Origin of the sequence: Gulbenkiania mobilis (assembly GCA_004346645.1) — a bacterium.
Classification (GTDB): domain Bacteria; phylum Pseudomonadota; class Gammaproteobacteria; order Burkholderiales; family Chromobacteriaceae; genus Gulbenkiania; species Gulbenkiania mobilis.
Map to the genome: position 1 here is coordinate 37897 of SMDA01000010.1, position 15748 is coordinate 53644.

Genomic DNA, 15748 nt, shown 5'->3' on the forward strand with positions numbered 1-15748 from the left:
GCGGAAGGCGCCCGGCGCAGTAGGAAATCAGGAATGGCTCACCTCGCGCAGCAGCGCTTCTGCGGTGTCGGTGTCGCCCATCTCCATGTACAGCTTGGCCAAAGCCCGCTTTTCCTCATCCTCCGGGGAGAGGACCGCGGCGCGAGGCGCGTTAACGGCAGCGGGCGCCAGGGGCGGCAGGTCCGCAAGGGGATCGGCATCGGATGCTGGCGCCACCGAAGTGTCGGCTCCCGGTAGCAGAGCGCCAGGCCAGGCCAGCGCTTCATCAGTGGGGGCCTCACCCGTGGTCGCAGACTGAACCGCTTCGTTGGGCAACTGAACGGACAGATCAGTTTGGGCGGCAGGCGCCACGCCCAGTGCCTCGGCGAGCGAGGGCACCTCGGATGCAACCGGACGCGAACTGATGACTTCGCTCAGACGCTCGGCCGCGACTTGGGCCGAGCCTGGAATATCAGAACCAGGCACCGGAGCCGCGCTGGCCTCTTCAGCTGCTGGGCCGGCAAAGAGTGCCAGTCCCGGCGCCACCTGCGCGCCCAGGACTCGCACACGTTGGCCGAAGGTACTGTCGGAGCCATAGGCCTCCACAACGGCCCGGGCTTCGTCGATGAAAGCCGTCTTGTCCGGCTCGCCAGCCAGGATTTCCAGGATGCGGTAACGAACGTCCTGCCGCATCGGATCCTTGGCCAGGGCCTCGCGCAAAATGTCCAGCGCCTGATCGGTGCGTCCGTAGGCTAGATAGACATCGGCTTCCGCCAGCACATCGGCCGGCCCGATGTCAAACCCCTCTCCGAGCCCTAGATGGGTGGTCAGCCGGGAGTGAAGGTTGGAGGCCGGACCTTCGGGCGGCACCGCCTGTTCGGTTTCGCGACGGCGGCGCGACAGACCCCAGAGCGCGCCACCGGCCAGCAACAGCGCAGCCGTGCCTGTGGCCCCGGCTGCCAGGTAGCGCGTGTAGTCGGTGGCTTCCTCAATGGTCGGCTCGGGTGATTCCACAGGGGCGGGAGGCACGACCACAGGCGCAACGGGCTTTGCGGGCGTGGCTGCCGGTACGGAGGCTGGCTGGGCAGGGCCGGCAAAGGCCTGGGCTGCCACGGGCTCGGAGCTGGCGGCAGACCGTGCCTCGGACATCGGTGTGCTGGCAGCCTTCAAGGCACGCAACCGCGCCTCCAAGGCTTCGGCCTGCTGGGCAGCGCGCGACAGGCGCTGATCCTGTTCGGCAAGGATTTTCTGCAGACGCTCGGCTTGGGCGGCATCCACCTTCTTCGGCGGTACCGGTTCCGGGGCGGCAGTGGCAGGCTTGGCCTCGGGAGCTACCGCCGCGGAGGGCGCAGACTTGGCCGGAGCGATCTTTTCGACGGCAGGCGCCGACTTGGGGGTGACGCTCGACGCAAGCTCTGGCAAACGCCCTCCATCCGCAATCGACCAGTGGGCCGGATAATGCAGGGCTGCTCCGGTCTTGAGACGATGCATGTCTCCAGCGATGAAAGCCTCGGGGTTGGACTGGTACAGTCTGCGCATGGTATCGGTGAGCGAGCCGCCCCCCTCGGTCCGGGCGGCAATGGCCGACAGGGTATCCCCGGCAACCACACGATAGACTTTGGCACCGGCGGCATGGACATGGTGTTTTTCCACCGCCCGCCGTGTGGCCCGTACCGGTTCGGTAAACGGATGCGGTGCCGGCGTCAGCGTACGCTCCTGCACCTGATAACCCAATGGGTCCACCAGCAGCGTGAACTGCTTGAGAGCCCGCAAGGAAGCAGCCCGCACCTCCACGCCGAACCCGATTACCGGCTCGTTCACCGGCCGACTGGAGCGCACCATCAGCCATTGCTTGCCACCGCTGCGCTTCAGCTGGGTGGACATCGAGGCGATCAGGGCTTCAGCCTCACTGCCGGGCGGCACAAGTTCAGGATTGGGGAATAAGGTGGCCTGGACGCTGGCGTCTTCCTGCACGGCCAGCCCAAAGAGTTCGAGTTCGGCCTCCAGCGGCTCGCCAATACGCGACTTGATGCGTAGTTCCCCGAGTCCGAGACTGGAAATGCGGGCCATGGGGTCGGGCGCTGCCCCATGTTTCGCGGGGTCCGACTTGCCCGAAGGGGATGGGGCTGGGCCTTGTCCACCTGCCCGCGGGTCGACTTCATATTCCCGAACGACGCGCCCCGAAGGCCAGCTCAGCTCGACGGCAAAGCGTACGGCGCCTTCGTCGAACCGCGCGGGCCCGCGCACCCGAATTTCGGTGAGCACACCTTCTGGAGAATAGACCGGGTTGAACCGCAGCTGGGCTGCCGAGGCGGTGTAAGGTGACAGAATGGGATAACGGTTGCGGTCGGCCAGCGCCAGCGCCATGGAAGGACCAACCGCCTCGTCCTCCACCGGAATGACTGCTTCGAATGGCTGCCCAGGTGCGGACACCTGACGCAAGCGCCCCAGTCCGGCATGCGCCCAACCGCTGACTCCCAAGCCGGCAACCAGGGCGGCAATCAGACTGATCTTGCGGACAGGGGGCAACAGCATCATCAAATAAAAGCAAAAATCTTATGTTTCATAAAAAATCCAGTATATTATTTATTGAAACATTTCAAGGCGGTTGCAGAGCCATTAAACTGACCCATGTGATTTAGGATAATGGTATCGGCCCCGAATCTTTCATAGGCATCTGCCCTCATGTCAAAAATGACTTGGGATTGTGCTTCAGTAACTAAACCAAACCACTCCCAAGGATTAATTTCAGAACTCACAGTGCCGAGTGGCTTGCAGTTAGCGGTGTATGAGGCATCTCGGTTGACAACAGCTACATTGTTCGCATTTTGTGGGAACTTCGCTGTGGAACACCCGGAAAGGGTAAAAATAGTCAATAATACAAGTGCAATGTGACTAAACTTCTTCATCGTTTTCCTCGTTTTTGCCGATTCAGGCAATCTTGTCTGTTCATCAAAACCGGGCGCCTGGACGCCCGGTAGGGAGTGCGACTCAACCCTTCAGCTGGGCTAGCAGCCGCTCGGCCTCCTCGCGGACGGACCCATCCGCCTCGCGGACCAAGTCGTTCAGCACTTCGCGGGCCCCCTCCTGATCGCCCATGTCGATGTAGACCCGGGCCAGATCCAGTTGGGTAGTGTGCGGGTTGTCGTCGAGGGCAAGCCCCTCAGGGCCAAGGGCAGCGGTCGCGGCCGGTGGCACGGTACCGCCGGACGGGGCCGGCGCCATGTCTTCGAATAGCGCATCGAAACCGCTCGCGCCGGCGGCCTGCTGCTCGTCCTCGGCAATTTCCAGGACCGGGCCATTATCGGCAGCTACCGGTGGCGCAGGCTTGTCGCTCGTCAAGCTGTCGAGATTGAAATCGAAGTCCAGCAGATTGTCTTCGGCGGGGGCCGGGGCAGCGGGACGCTCCGGCGCCTGATCGAGCGTCTCGCCCAGTGCGGTGTCCAGGTCGAAGTCCAGCATGTTGCCGCTTTCGGCCTCGGGTTCGGCCACCGGCTCGGGCGTCTCGGGGGTACGGTCATCAGCGAACAGCGCGGCGCGCAAGGGGTCGTCGGCCTCGTCAGGCACGGGCTCTACGGGTTCGGGCTGCACGGGGATGGGTTCGACGGCAGCCACCGGAGCCTGCACGGGCTCTTCGGCAGTGCCAAAGAGTTCCTGATCCAGATCGATCGGCGCGGCGGCAGCCGGTGCAAGGGTTGCACTGTCGTCGCTGGCCGAAGGCGTGCCCTGATACAGGGGATTGGTCGGATCGATGGCCAGGCCCATCGCAGCGGCTTTGGCCCACAAGGCGCCCTTGCCGTCGAACGCTGCATGCAACTCGCGCGCCAAGGGCTCGAACGCCACTGGATCCGGGCGGCTGGCGTAGATCTCCATCAGCTTGAGACGCACCTCATGGCGGGTGGGGTCTTTGGCCAGGGCGTCACGCAGGATTTCCTCGGCCTGGGCATCGCGTCCGTAGGCGATATATACCTCGGCCTCGGCCACAGGGTCCACCTCGCCGGTGTCGATCGCGCCGGCAGCCTGGGTGAAGTTGGTCATGAAGGAATGGCCCATGCCGCTGCCTGCGGTGGCGGCAGCTCCGGCCGCCAGCCCGGTGGGTGCGGCTACGTTCTTGCCCAGGCGCAGCGAGGCACCGGCGGCCGATGCCTTGCGGCGGCGCGCCATCATCAGCCCCAGCAGGCCGAGCAATACGGTAGCGGCCACACCGCCTCCGACCACCGGCAGGTTGTCGATCATGCTGTCCAGCATTGATGGCCCGGCCTCGACCGGCGCGGGAGTGGGCTGCGAAGCGGCTGGCGCCGGAGACGGCTGCACAGCCGGAGGCGCCACCGGCGCAGGCGCCGGGGCGGCAACAGGCTCGGAAGCAGCAACGGCTTCAGCGACGGGCGCGGAGGCTGCCGGCGGCACCGGGGGCAAGCCCGGCTGCAGGGCGCGGATCTGCTGTTCGAGCGCCGAGATGCGGGCCTCGGCATCGCGCAGGGCCTGTTCACGTGCAGTGATTTGCTGTTGGAGTTCGGTCAGCTTGTCGGCACTGGCCGGCTCGGCCGGTACCAGCTTCAGTGCACCCGCAGCCGGAGTCGTCGGCGCGACCGTGGCAGCGGCCTGCGGGCTGGACGGGTCGACAGGGCGGGCTGCAGGTTTTTCGGCGCCAACCGGCGTGCCCGCCAGCAGGGCACGGGCTTCGGCATCGGACAGCTGTCGCATCCGTGCGGGCGCAGGGGCCTTGAGCGTCACGCCGGCCTTCAGCCGATGCGGGTTGCCGGCGATGAAGGCCTGCGGGTTGGCCGAAAACAGAGCGGCCATGGCCTGGTTGACAGTGGCATTGGCTGGCTTGATGCGCAGGGCCAGTTCCCGCAGTGTGGTGCCCGGCGCCACGTAGAGCGGCCCCTCGGGCAGGCTGGCACGGGCGGCACCGCGCGACGGAAGATAACGTGACGAAAGACGGGTATCGGCATAGGCCGGTGCGTCCTGCACGATAGGCGCCGGTGCCGCACCGTAACCCGCTGGATCCAGCAGCACGGTGTATTCACGCACCGAGCGGTTGCCGGCAGTGCGCGCCTCCACCACGAAGCGCAGGTACGGCTCGCTGATCGGCGCGGTGGAACTGACGCGAATCGTGGGGTTGCCGCCACGGCCGGGGGCCACAGAGAAGCGCAGCCCGTTCAGTATCGGGGTGTAGTCGACATTGAGGTCGCGGAAGGTGTCCGGCGGGGCCAGGCTGACCCGGGTGGCGTCGAGTTCACCCGGACGCGTGCCGGTCAGCTCGATGTCTGCGCGGAACGGCTCGCCCAGGCTGGAACGGACGTTGATCTTTCCGAGCCCTGCCCACACGTTGGCCGAAAGAACCATGGCGACCATGGCGGTCACCACTTTCAGTTTTGCCCGATTTGTCACTATCCACCTTCCGGCAATGGAGTTTTACTTATTTTTGGAAGGGCGACATTGCGCCCCGCCACGGCACGCACCGTGGCGGCCGGCATGCGCCGGCCTTTTAGTCCAGCATCATACGCGCTTCCCGTTGGAGGCAATACTACCGCCTTTTCAGCGAACGGCGAAATACCCGTTTTTGAGAAGGGTTTCAGCGATCGCCACAACGGGCAGCGCAGCACCGGTGCGCACGTTGTCTGCGGTCAGCCAGAAGGCGAGCGTGTTGCCCTGACGCCGGATGCGGCTGGCCCAGACGACATCATTGCCGGTGGCCTCCATCGGCGTGACGAATCCGTCTGCGGTTTTCTCGTCCCGTACCTTGATACCGGCCGCCTGCAGCAACAAGGCGGCCCTGCCCGCATCCACCCCTTTCTCCAGGTCCACTGTCACCGACCAGCCGTGGCCGAAGAAGGTGGGCACTCGCACGCAGGTGGCGAATACAGGCAGTTCGGGCTGGCCCAGCAGACGACGGGTTTCATCAATGACGGACTGTTCCTCATCGCTGATGCCCTCGGCATTGCGGTCGCCGATCAAAGGCAGGACGTTGTAGGCGATACGCTTGGGGAAGACGGTCACTTCGGCATCACGCTGCGAGAAAAGCGCCGTGGTCTGGTTGGCCAGCTCTTCCATGGCGGCTTGGCCACTGCCGGATACCGACTGGTAGGTGGAGACGGTTACGCGCTGCAGGCCCAGGGGGCGCAAGGCCTGCAGAGCCTGTGCCAGCGGGATGACCGTGCAGTTGGGAACGGCCACCAGCGCCGCTTCGGCCAACCCTTCGAGCTCAGCAGCATTGACGGACGGAGCCACCAGCGGCACTTCAGGGTCATGACGAAAGGCGGCACTGAAGTCCACCACTGCCGCGCCGGCTGCCCGCGCCTGGGGCACATGGGCCCGAGCAATGTCGCTGCCGGCAGCGAACAGGGCTAGGGCGATCTCGTCAAAGCCGAAGCTGTCCACAGCCCTTACCTCCAGTTCGCGGTTGCCGTAGGCAACGGTTTCCCCCTCGCGCTCAGGGACGTCCACAGCGACGACGCGCTCAGCCGGAAAGCCGCGTACGGCGAGAAGTTCGAGAATGGACTGGCCGACCAGACTGGTGGCACCGACGACTGCAACTTGCATGGCAAAATTCCTGCTTGGGAGTGTTCGGGTTTGGCCGCGCGCGGCGGCAATGACAACGGGGCTGGCCTTTCGGCCAACCCCGTCGGCGCCGGTCGCTAGGCCGGCACTGCTGGGATGGACGGTAGTTTACCGTTCAATCAGGATCCGCAACATCCGGCGGAGGGGTTCTGCCGCGCCCCAGAGCAGCTGGTCGCCCACCGTGAAGGCAGAGAGGTACTCGCCGCCCATGGCCATCTTGCGCAAGCGTCCCACCGGGGTGGTCAGCGTGCCGGTCACAGCCGCAGGCGTCAGTTCGCGCATGCTGGCCTCGCGGGTGTTGGGCACGACCTTGGCCCAGGGGTTGGCCGAAGCGAGCATGGATTCCACCTCGTCCAGCGGAATATCACGCTTGAGCTTGATGGTGAGGGCCTGGCTATGGCAGCGCATGGCACCGATGCGCACGCACAGACCGTCCACCGGCACGGGGCTGGCGGAACGGCCGAGGATCTTGTTGGTCTCGACACTACCTTTCCACTCTTCCTTGGACTGACCGTTGCCGAGGTCCTTGTCGATCCAGGGGATCAGGCTGCCGGCCAGCGGCGCACCGAAGTGCTGGCTGGGAAAGCCATCATCCCGCAGGAAGTCGGAGACTTGGCGATCGATGTCAAGGATGGCCGAGGCCGGGTCGGCCAGAAGGCCGGATACCTTACCGTGGATGGCCCCCATGCCGGTGAGCAGCTCGCGCATGTTCTGCGCCCCGGCACCGGAAGCGGCCTGGTACGTCATCGACGTTACCCACTCCACCGCATCGTTCTGGAACAGGCCGCCCAGCGCCATCAGCATCAGCGAAACGGTGCAGTTGCCACCGATGTAGTCACGTACGCCCTGGGCCAGGCCCTGGTCGATCACGTTACGGTTGACAGGGTCGAGGATGATGATGGCGTCGTCCTCCATGCGCAACGCGGAAGCGGCGTCGATCCAGTAGCCCTTCCAGCCGGCGGCACGCAACCTGGGGTACACCTCGTTGGTGTAATCGCCACCCTGACAGGTGACGATCACGTCCATGGCCTTCAGGGCGTCGACACTGCGTGCATCCTTGAGGGCGGGCACGTCGCAACCGATATCCGGCGCGCTGCCGCCCACGTTGGAGGTGGTGAAGAACACCGGCTCGTCGATGACCGCGAAATCGTTTTCCTCGCGCATGCGCTGCATCAGCACCGAGCCGACCATGCCGCGCCAGCCTACAAACCCTACTCTCACTGGTTTCTCCTGATTCTCTGTCTTCAAGATGGGAAAACTGTTGCAGAAGGGCGCCCGTGGGCGCCCTTTGTTGTCTTGTTGGTTTCCTTCATTGTGCAGGGCAACAGCATCCAGCACAACAGGGTTTTCCCTTTCTTCAGTGCTGTGCCGCCAAGGCCCTCACCACTGCGTCACCCATGCCCGAGCAGCTGACTTTCTGGCAGCCGGCCTCATGGATGTCTGCGGTGCGGTAACCTTGTGCCAGCACAGTCTTGACGGCGCCCTCCACCCGCTGCGCAGCCGCTTCCTGGCTGAAGGTGTAACGCAGCATCATGGCTGCGGACAGGATGGTAGCCAGCGGGTTGGCCAGGTCCTTGCCCGCAATGTCTGGCGCCGAGCCATGGCTGGGTTCGTACAACCCTTTGTTGTTCTGGTCCAGCGAGGCCGAGGGCAGCATGCCGATGGAGCCGGTGAGCATGGAGGCCTCGTCGGAAAGGATGTCGCCGAAGATGTTTCCGGTGACCATCACGTCGAACTGCTTGGGATTGCGCACCAGCTGCATCGCGGCATTGTCGACGTACATGTGGCTGAGCTCCACCTCGGGGTAGGCCCGCGCCACGTCGATCATGATCTCTTTCCAGAACTCGGTGGTTTCCAGCACGTTGGCCTTGTCCACCGAACACAGCTTTTTGTTGCGCTTCATCGCAATGCCGAACGCTACATGGGCGATGCGGCGGATCTCGCTCTCGCTGTAGCGCATGGTGTTGTAGGCCTCGCGCTCGCCCAGCTCGTTGACGGCGATGCCCCGCGGCTGGCCGAAGTAGATGTCGCCGGTGAGCTCGCGCACGATCATGATGTCCAGGCCCGACACCACTTCCGGTTTCAGCGTGGAAGCATTGGCCAATTCCGGATACAGGATTGCGGGGCGCAGGTTGGCAAACAGGTTGAGGTCCTTGCGGATGGCCAGAAGCCCGCGCTCAGGCCGCAGCGGGCGATCCAGCGTGTCGTACTGCGGGCCGCCGACAGCGCCAAGCAGCACGGCGTCCGCCTCACGGCAGAGCTTCTGGGTGACGTCCGGATAGGGCTGACCGTAGGCATCGTAACCGGCGCCCCCCAGCGGGGCTTCCTCGGTTTCGATGGCCAGGCCATCCTGACGCAGCACGTCCAGCACGCGCTGCGCCTGGGCGATGATTTCGGGGCCGATGCCGTCTCCGGGCAAAACTGCGATTTTCATGGTGTTCATTCCGTCGGGTCGGTGGGGCGGTTGGCCGAAGGCTTCGGCCAACCCCTCGGGTCGCTCAGGCAAACAGCCAGGGCTGTTCGGCGCGGCGGCGCGCTTCGTAGGCGCGGATCTCGTCGGCATGCTGCAGCGTCAGCCCGATCTCATCCAGCCCGTTGAGCAGGCAGTGCTTGCGGTGTGCAGTAATCTCGAAGCCGAAGACCTCGCCCGCTGGGGTGGTCACCGTCTGCGCCGCAAGGTCCACCGTCAGGCGGTAGCCCTCGCTGGCCTCACATTCGGCAAACAGCCGGTCGACCACATCTGCAGGCAGCACGATCGGCAACAGTCCGTTCTTGTAGCAGTTGTTGAAGAAGATGTCGGCGAAGCTCGGTGCGATGACCGCGCGGAAGCCATAATCCTCCAGTGCCCATGGCGCATGCTCGCGGCTGGAGCCGCAGCCGAAGTTCTCACGCGCCAGCAGCACCTGCGCGCCGTGGTAGCGAGGGAAGTTCAGCACGAACTGTGGATTGACCGGGCGGCGGCTGTTGTCCATGCCGGGCTCGCCATGGTCCAGGTAGCGCCATTCGTCGAACAGGTTGGGGCCGAAGCCGGAGCGCTTGATCGACTTGAGGAACTGCTTGGGAATGATCGCGTCAGTGTCGACGTTGGCACGGTCTAGCGGGCAGACCAGCCCGTCGAGTGTGGTGAATGCCTTCATTGAGCGGCCCTTTCGATTGCCTGTCCGGCGCTGCGGACGTCTTTGCCGAAGCCGGCAATGGTGTGACAGCCGGCCAGAAGTAGGCTGGCTGCCAGGAGCAGGGTGATTCGCAACAGCATGTCAGCCCCTTACAGCGCCCGCACGTCTACGAACCGGCCTGTCACGGCCGCAGCCGCGGCCATGGCAGGACTGACCAGATGGGTGCGCCCCCCCTGCCCTTGACGGCCTTCAAAATTGCGGTTGGAGGTGGAGGCGCAGCGCTGCCCCGGCTGCAGACGGTCGGCATTCATGGCCAGGCACATGGAACAGCCCGGCTCGCGCCATTCGAACCCCGCCTCGATGAACACCTTGTCGAGCCCTTCTGCCTCGGCCTGTGCCTTGACCAGGCCTGAACCCGGCACCACCAGCACCCGCTCGACCGACTCGGCCTTGCGACGCCCGCGTGCCACCTCCGCGGCTGCCCGCAGGTCCTCGATGCGGGAATTGGTACAGGAACCGATGAAGACGATGTCCACGGGGATCTCGCTGATCGGGGTGTCAGGCACCAGCCCCATGTAGGTCAAGGCGCGCTCAATGCTGGCTTTCCTTACCGGATCGGACTCGCGGGCCGGATCGGGTACCCGCCCGCCAATGTCGGTCACCATTTCCGGCGAGGTGCCCCAGGTCACTTGCGGCCGGATGTCCTCGGCCCGCATCTCGACCACCGTATCGAAGCGAGCGCCCTCGTCAGAATGCAGTGTCTGCCAGTAGGCCACCGCCTTGTCCCACAGCTCGCCCTTCGGAGCGAACGGCCGATCCTTTACGTAAGCAATGGTTTTTTCGTCCACGCCCACCAGCCCGGAGCGCGCACCGGCCTCAATGGCCATGTTGCAAAGCGTCATCCGGCCTTCGATCGAAAGGCTGCGGATGGCGCTGCCGCCAAACTCGATGGCATACCCGGTGCCGCCGGCGGTACCGATGCGGCCGATGATGGCCAGCGCCACATCCTTGGCGGTGACGCCCGTACCCAGGTCACCTTCCACGCGCACCAGCATGTTCCTGGACTTCTTGGCCACCAAGCACTGCGTGGCCATCACGTGCTCCACTTCAGAGGTACCGATGCCGTGGGCCAGCGCGCCGAAAGCCCCATGGGTAGAGGTGTGGCTGTCTCCGCACACAACCGTCATGCCAGGCAGCGTAGCGCCCTGCTCCGGCCCCATGACGTGCACGATGCCTTGCCCGCGGTCCCGGAAGGGGAAATAAGCCAGCGCCCCGAAGGCTTTGATGTTGGCGTCCAGCGTTTCCACCTGCTGCCGGGACACCGGATCCTTGATGCCGTCCTCCCAATGGTCCGTGGGCGTATTGTGGTCTGCTGTGGCAACGATGGAACTCACTCGCCACAGCGGGCGCTGCGCCATTTTCAGGCCTTCAAATGCCTGCGGGCTAGTCACTTCGTGGACAAGATGTCGGTCGATGTAGAGCAGGACGGTCCCGTCGTCCTCCTCGCGCACCACATGACTTGCCCAGAGTTTGTCGTAAAGGGTCTGCGCGCTCATGGTCTCTCTGCCGGTTCGTAAGCCGTTTTCAAATACTTGAAAAACCATTCTGGCATAGGGTTTACGCGCTTTACAAGCAGTCTTTGGCGCAATGCAAAAGACTGGGCCCGCTTCATTCGGGAGGGGTCTCTGACATACAGGACATCATTGGACATGACGTCCGAAATATTGGACAAAAAGTAAAATTAATGTTTGCTCTTCACTAACCCTAGCCATCCCACGGCCACGCCGATTAGTGCGGCCCCGGCGGCAAGCGTGAAAGTGGCCACGAGACCGCCTTCCGGCCACAACACTCCGCCGAGAAGCCCACCGCTGGTACCGCCCAGCCCGAAAGACGCCACAATGTACAGCCCTTGGGCCCGGGCATGGTGCGGTTCGGCAAAGAAGCGGTGGATCAAGCCCACCGAGACTGCATGGTGCAATCCGAAGGTAAAGGCGTGCAGTGCCTGGGCAGTAACAGCCAGCCACGGCACCGACAGGCAGAAAGCGATCAGACCGAAGCGCAGCACGGCAGCCACCAGCGATACCACCATCAAGCGCTCCAGGCTGCAGCGCGCCATGATGCGCGGCATCAGCAGGAAGATGCCAATCTCGCTGAGCACTCCCACCGACCAGAGCCAGCCTGTGAGCTCCTTGCCATAGCCCACCGCTTTCAGGCCGATGGAATAAAAGGTGTAGTACGGGCCGTGTGCAAACGCCATAAGGAAACAGCAGGCAAAAAGCGCCATCACCTTAGGCTGGCGCAACGTGTCCCAGACCGAACCGGCCGCCTGCCGGCGCGGCACGCTCACCTCAGGCACCCGACTGGCCGCCACGGCCAGAGCAGCCAGCACAGCCACGATCATCCAGGGCAGCGCCGCCAGCGATAGCAGGTCGAGCAGATAGCCACCGGCCACCGAAAAGGCAACGAACCCCACCGAGCCCCACACTCGCACCCGGCTGTAACGCCCGGGCGTGTCGCGTGTCAGATGGGCAGTACTGGCCTCGACCAGCGGCAGGGCGGCCGCCCAGAAAAACTGGGCCACTGCCAGGGTCACGAAGATCCACCAGAACGACTGACCGGGCGCAAGCACCGCAAAAGCGACAGCGGACAGGACGGATGTCAGCAGGACGATCGGCCGCCGCCTCCCTGTGCGGTCGGCCAACCAGCCCCAGAGACCGGGGGCCAGGATGCGGGCCACGGTGGACAGTGCGATCAGTACAGAAATCTGCCAGGGCGTGAAGTGCAGAGCCTCAAGGTACAGGCCCCAGAAGGGGCTGAAGAGGCCGACGAAGGCGAAGTACCAGAAATAAAAGCCCGCAAAGGGCAAGAGGGGCGTGGAAGAAGCAGGGGAAGAAGCGGTCATGTTCGGAAAAGAAGGGTTCGGCCAACCCTGAAGGCAGGCCGAACGGTTGGGCGGGCGTTCAGTCCTGCCCCTTGAAGCGCATGATGTCCCGGCGGGCTTTCTTGGTGGGGCGGCCTTCACCAAAGGGGAAACTAGAACGCTCGGCCTTCAGGAGCGCTACCCGCTCCTCACGTGCGACCCGCACCGTTTCGTCCTCGGTGTAGAGGGCCTGCGCCTCCTTGGCCGGACGTCGCTGGGTGGCCAGAGCATCCACGGTAAGCCGGTAGTCCAGCTGGTTGATGCGCAGATCCAGCACATCACCTATCCGTACCATCCGGGACGCCTTCACCTTGTCGCCGTTGACGCTGACACGCCCCAGCTCCAAGGCCTCGTGCGCCAGCTGGCGGGTCTTGTAGAATCGCGCCGCCCACAGCCATTTATCCAGACGGACGCGGTCACTGCCCTCTTCCGCCTGCACGGCGTCCCGGCTCATGCAGCGACCTGCCAGCGCGCGGTCACCCACTGCTCCAGCACCATCTCGACAGTATCGCCGGGCGCCAAGGCCGCCACGCCTTCCGGCGTCCCGGTGAAGATCAGGTCTCCCTCGCTGAGGCCATACACGCTGGAGAGCGTGCTGATGATGCGCGCCACGGGAAAAAGCATCAGCGAGGTATCGCCCTGCTGTCGCACTTGGCCGTTGACCGACAGCGAGAAGTGCAGCGCCTGGGGGCTGCGCACCTGCATTGCCGACACAAAGGCAGAGACGCAGGCGGCGCCGCGAAAGCCCTTGGCCTTGGTCCAAGGCAGGCCTCGCGCCTTGGCGTCGGCCTGCACGTCGCGCGCAGTCAGGTCCAGCCCCACGCCGTAGCCGGCCACATGCGCCAGCGCCTCGGCCTCGGAAATGTCCGTCCCGCCCTTGCCGATCAGCACCACCAGTTCACCCTCATGATGTACCTCGTGCGAGAAGGCAGGCAGCGTCACCGGCTGGTTTTCCAAGGCAATGGCCGAGGTAGGCTTCAGAAACACCAGCGGCTCGGGCTCCACCGCATTGCCAAGCTCGGCCGCATGCGCTGCATAGTTGCGGCCGATGCAGAAAATGTTGCCCACCGTCACCGGGGCTGATTCCAGCAGTACACGTGACATGTTCAGGTCTCCTACAGTTGCGGCCCATTATCCCAGAACCCGCCGGAGGCGGCGAGGCGGCGGCGCGGGCATGCATTGTGCATCGCCGCAACACATGCCCCCTCGTCGGACAATTGACCATACCGCGCATAGTGAATTTGTCATACAGTGCAGTTAGCGTAGTGCAAGACCTGCGCCCGGCACTGCAGCGCCCGCCGGGCTGAAAGCCCACTTCTATGCCAGTTCGGGAGACCACCTTGAATCAGGATACGACCACTTCTCTGGACAAGTTCTTCGAAAGCATTTCCGAAGCCAACCAGAAATGGATGCAGCAGTTCGTCAACTCGCTGAGCGCGGGATTGCCCAAGGACGCCGCACTCAATCCGATGGCCGCAGCCTGGGGCCAGATGATGGCCAACGCCAACCAGTTCATGGCACTGCAGAACAACCTCTACCAGCAGCAGATGAACCTGTGGATGTCCTTCCTCGGCCAGAAGCCGGCCGAAGGTGCCGCTGCCGCTGCCGCCGCGTCGCAGGACAAGCGCTTTGCCGCGCCCGAATGGAACGAACACCCGTTCTACAACTTCCTGAAGCAGAGCTACCTGCTCAGCTCCCGCTGGATGCTGGACTTGGTGGACAAGGCACAGCTGGAGGGGGTATCCAAAGAGCGCCTCAACTTCGTCGCCCGCCAGTACATCGACGCGATGTCGCCCACCAACTTCATGCTGACCAACCCGGAAGTGATGAAGCGGGTGATGGAGACCAAGGGCGAGAGCTTGGTCGAAGGCATGAAGAACATGCTGGACGACATGCAGAAGGGCCACATCTCGATGTCGGACGAGAGCAAGTTCGAGATCGGCAAGAACATCGCCGTCACCCCAGGCGAAGTGGTCTTCCGCAACGACCTGATCGAACTCATCCAGTACACCCCCACCACCGGTGAGGTCTACGAGAAGCCGCTGCTCATTATCCCTCCCTGCATCAATAAGTACTACCTGATGGACCTGCAGCCGGAAAACTCCATGGTGCGCCACTTCGTCGGCCAGGGTTACCGGGTGTTCATGATCAGCTGGCGCTCCGCGGTCCCCGAGATGAAGCACTTCACTTGGGAAACCTACCTTGAAAAAGGTGTGTTTGCCGCCACCGATGTAGTGAAGAAGATCACCCGCCAGCCCAGCATGAATGCCCTGGGCTTCTGCATCGGCGGCGTCATCCTGGTCACCGCTTTGGCAGTGATGAAGGCCCGTGGCGACACCAGCATCGATTCGGCCACCTTCATGACCTCGCTCATCGACCACAGTGATCCGGGCGAGATCCGTGTGTTTATCGACGACAACCTGATCCGCAGCCGCGAGGCGAAGATGGAGGCAGGCGGAATCGTCAGCGGGCGCGAGATCGGTCGTACCTTCGCCTCGCTGCGCGCCAACGACCTGGTGTGGAACTACGTGGTCAACAACTATCTGCTGGGTAAAACGCCGGCACCGTTCGACCTGCTGTTCTGGAACAACGACTCGGTGGACCTGCCGCTGCCGATGCACACCTTCTTCCTCAAAGAGTTCTACATGAACAACGCACTCACCAAGCCAGGCAGCATCACGCTGTGCAACGTGCCGATCGACATCGGCACGATCGAGCTGCCGGTGTACGTGTTTGCTGCGCGCGAGGATCATATCGTGCCGTGGAAGTCGGCCTATTCGGGCGTGAAGTACTTCCGTGGTGCTGCCGAGAAGCGCTTCGTGCTGGGGGCGTCCGGCCACATCGCCGGGTCGATCAACCCGGTCACCAAGGACAAGCGTAACTACTGGACCAACGAGAGCCTGCCGGACGGGGCCGAGGCATGGTTCGAGGGCGCCCAGAGCCATCCGGGCAGCTGGTGGAAGGACTGGGACGGCTGGCTGGCACCCAAATCCGGCAAGAAGGTGGCCGCACCCAAGACCCTGGGCAGCAAGGAATTTCCCCCGCTGGCTGCGGCACCCGGCACCTACGTTCTGGCGCGTTCGCTGCCCACTCCGGTGGCCCAACTGAGCTGAGCCGCTTCGGCCAACCCTGTTCCTCGCCCGGCGCACGCAAGCCCACAGCCGGGCGT

General features: G+C 64.0%; 13 protein-coding genes. 1 reads left to right on the forward strand and 12 read right to left on the reverse strand.

Going from position 1 to position 15748, the window contains the following annotated elements:
• Positions 1 to 27: 27 nt before the first annotated feature.
• From EV669_RS12885 to EV669_RS12940, 12 genes are all read right to left on the reverse strand, one after another.
• Entirely contained in the window at positions 28 to 2517 is a 2490-nt protein-coding gene (locus EV669_RS12885; RefSeq protein ID WP_132098900.1) for a FimV/HubP-related protein, read from the reverse strand.
• 44 nt (positions 2518 to 2561) lie between these two features.
• The gene (locus EV669_RS12890) at positions 2562 to 2888 is read right to left on the reverse strand and encodes a hypothetical protein (RefSeq protein WP_132098901.1); all 327 of its coding nucleotides are present in this window, start codon (positions 2886 to 2888) and stop codon (positions 2562 to 2564) included.
• An 82-nt stretch (positions 2889 to 2970) separates the two neighbouring features.
• Positions 2971 to 5337, reverse strand: a complete 2367-nt coding sequence (locus EV669_RS12895) for a FimV/HubP family polar landmark protein (RefSeq protein WP_132098902.1) — start codon at positions 5335 to 5337, stop codon at positions 2971 to 2973.
• Between the two features lie 183 nt (positions 5338 to 5520).
• A complete protein-coding gene (locus EV669_RS12900) occupies positions 5521 to 6525 on the reverse strand; it encodes an aspartate-semialdehyde dehydrogenase (RefSeq protein ID WP_132098903.1) in 1005 nt (334 codons plus the stop codon).
• 126 nt (positions 6526 to 6651) lie between these two features.
• Positions 6652 to 7764 (reverse strand): aspartate-semialdehyde dehydrogenase, encoded by a 1113-nt coding sequence (gene asd / locus EV669_RS12905; protein ID WP_055433790.1) that lies wholly within the window; start codon positions 7762 to 7764, stop codon positions 6652 to 6654.
• Between the two features lie 136 nt (positions 7765 to 7900).
• Entirely contained in the window at positions 7901 to 8986 is a 1086-nt protein-coding gene (gene leuB / locus EV669_RS12910; protein WP_404810868.1) for a 3-isopropylmalate dehydrogenase, read from the reverse strand.
• 55 nt (positions 8987 to 9041) lie between these two features.
• On the reverse strand, positions 9042 to 9680 hold the full coding sequence (leuD, locus tag EV669_RS12915) for a 3-isopropylmalate dehydratase small subunit (RefSeq protein ID WP_055433653.1): 639 nt from the start codon (positions 9678 to 9680) through the stop codon (positions 9042 to 9044).
• Positions 9677 to 9799, reverse strand: a complete 123-nt coding sequence (locus tag EV669_RS12920) for an entericidin A/B family lipoprotein (protein WP_132098905.1) — start codon at positions 9797 to 9799, stop codon at positions 9677 to 9679. Before EV669_RS12920 ends, leuD begins: the two co-directional genes overlap by 4 nt.
• A 9-nt stretch (positions 9800 to 9808) precedes the next feature.
• Complete coding sequence (gene leuC / locus EV669_RS12925; protein WP_054285981.1) at positions 9809 to 11215, reverse strand: 3-isopropylmalate dehydratase large subunit; 1407 nt, start codon at positions 11213 to 11215, stop codon at positions 9809 to 9811.
• A gap of 185 nt (positions 11216 to 11400) precedes the next feature.
• Entirely contained in the window at positions 11401 to 12561 is a 1161-nt protein-coding gene (locus EV669_RS12930; protein ID WP_055433652.1) for an MFS transporter, read from the reverse strand.
• Between the two features lie 58 nt (positions 12562 to 12619).
• The gene (locus tag EV669_RS12935; RefSeq protein WP_132098906.1) at positions 12620 to 13033 is read right to left on the reverse strand and encodes an RNA-binding S4 domain-containing protein; all 414 of its coding nucleotides are present in this window, start codon (positions 13031 to 13033) and stop codon (positions 12620 to 12622) included.
• Positions 13030 to 13683, reverse strand: coding sequence for a fumarylacetoacetate hydrolase family protein (locus tag EV669_RS12940; protein WP_054285978.1), 654 nt, complete (start codon positions 13681 to 13683; stop codon positions 13030 to 13032). Before EV669_RS12940 ends, EV669_RS12935 begins: the two co-directional genes overlap by 4 nt.
• A gap of 236 nt (positions 13684 to 13919) precedes the next feature.
• Here EV669_RS12940 and EV669_RS12945 point away from each other — a divergent pair, with 236 nt between their 5' ends.
• Positions 13920 to 15692, forward strand: a complete 1773-nt coding sequence (locus EV669_RS12945; protein WP_132098907.1) for a PHA/PHB synthase family protein — start codon at positions 13920 to 13922, stop codon at positions 15690 to 15692.
• The last annotated feature ends 56 nt before the right edge of the window (positions 15693 to 15748 follow it).

What these genes read in the sequence shown, in the direction of transcription:
- EV669_RS12920 (WP_132098905.1), bottom strand. Translation starts at nt 9,799, where the DNA reads ATGCTGTTGCGAATCACCCTGCTCCTGGCAGCCAGCCTACTTCTGGCC.
- EV669_RS12885 (WP_132098900.1), bottom strand. Translation starts at nt 2,517, where the DNA reads ATGATGCTGTTGCCCCCTGTCCGCAAGATCAGTCTGATTGCCGCCCTG.
- EV669_RS12900 (WP_132098903.1), bottom strand. Translation starts at nt 6,525, where the DNA reads ATGCAAGTTGCAGTCGTCGGTGCCACCAGTCTGGTCGGCCAGTCCATT.
- EV669_RS12940 (WP_054285978.1), bottom strand. Translation starts at nt 13,683, where the DNA reads ATGTCACGTGTACTGCTGGAATCAGCCCCGGTGACGGTGGGCAACATT.
- EV669_RS12935 (WP_132098906.1), bottom strand. Translation starts at nt 13,033, where the DNA reads ATGAGCCGGGACGCCGTGCAGGCGGAAGAGGGCAGTGACCGCGTCCGT.
- EV669_RS12890 (WP_132098901.1), bottom strand. Translation starts at nt 2,888, where the DNA reads ATGAAGAAGTTTAGTCACATTGCACTTGTATTATTGACTATTTTTACC.
- leuC (WP_054285981.1), bottom strand. Translation starts at nt 11,215, where the DNA reads ATGAGCGCGCAGACCCTTTACGACAAACTCTGGGCAAGTCATGTGGTG.
- leuD (WP_055433653.1), bottom strand. Translation starts at nt 9,680, where the DNA reads ATGAAGGCATTCACCACACTCGACGGGCTGGTCTGCCCGCTAGACCGT.
- EV669_RS12895 (WP_132098902.1), bottom strand. Translation starts at nt 5,337, where the DNA reads ATGGTCGCCATGGTTCTTTCGGCCAACGTGTGGGCAGGGCTCGGAAAG.
- EV669_RS12930 (WP_055433652.1), bottom strand. Translation starts at nt 12,561, where the DNA reads ATGACCGCTTCTTCCCCTGCTTCTTCCACGCCCCTCTTGCCCTTTGCG.
- leuB (WP_404810868.1), bottom strand. Translation starts at nt 8,986, where the DNA reads ATGAACACCATGAAAATCGCAGTTTTGCCCGGAGACGGCATCGGCCCC.